General features: G+C 64.8%; 1 protein-coding gene. It reads left to right on the forward strand.

Going from position 1 to position 637, the window contains the following annotated elements:
* A partial coding sequence (locus tag NMG10_RS25830; protein WP_254465380.1) for an AMP-binding protein occupies positions 1–637 on the forward strand: 637 nt, incomplete at both ends.

Here is a 637-nt window from a genome sequence, read left to right on the forward strand (position 1 = left end):
TGTGACCTACCGGCCGATTCGCTTCGCCGACACCCAGCAGTCGGGCAGCCCGATCGGTGCGGCGATCCCGGACCTGTCGATGTACGTGCTGGATGCCGACTTCAATCCGGTGGCCAAGGGTTGCACGGGTGAGCTGCACGTCGGCCACGCCGGCCTGGCGCGCGGTTACCACAACCGTGCCTCGCTGACCGCCGAACGCTTCGTACCGGATCCGTTCTCCAGCGAAGGTGGACGTTTGTACCGGGCCGGCGACCTGGCGCGTTATCGCGGCCAGGAGGTGATCGAGTACGTGGGCCGGATCGACCATCAGGTGAAGATCCGCGGCTTCCGTATCGAACTGGGCGAAATCGAGGCGCGCCTGCAAGAACATGCCGCCGTGCGCGAAGTGCTGGTGCTGGATATCGACGGGGCAGGGGGCAAGCAACTGGCTGCCTATCTGATCGCTCAGGATCCATCCGCCGATCACGCAACGCTGCGTGACACGCTGAAGCAGCACCTGAAAACCAACCTGCCGGACTACATGGTTCCGACGCACTTCCTGGTGCTGGAGCAGTGGCCGCTGACGGCCAACGGCAAGCTGGACCGCAAGGCCCTGCCCAAGCCGGACGCAAGCCAACTGCAACAAGGCTACGTGGCG

Origin of the sequence: Pseudomonas sp. DVZ6, from assembly GCF_024259445.1 — a bacterium.
In the GTDB taxonomy this organism is placed as follows: Bacteria; Pseudomonadota; Gammaproteobacteria; order Pseudomonadales; family Pseudomonadaceae; genus Aquipseudomonas; species Aquipseudomonas peradeniyensis.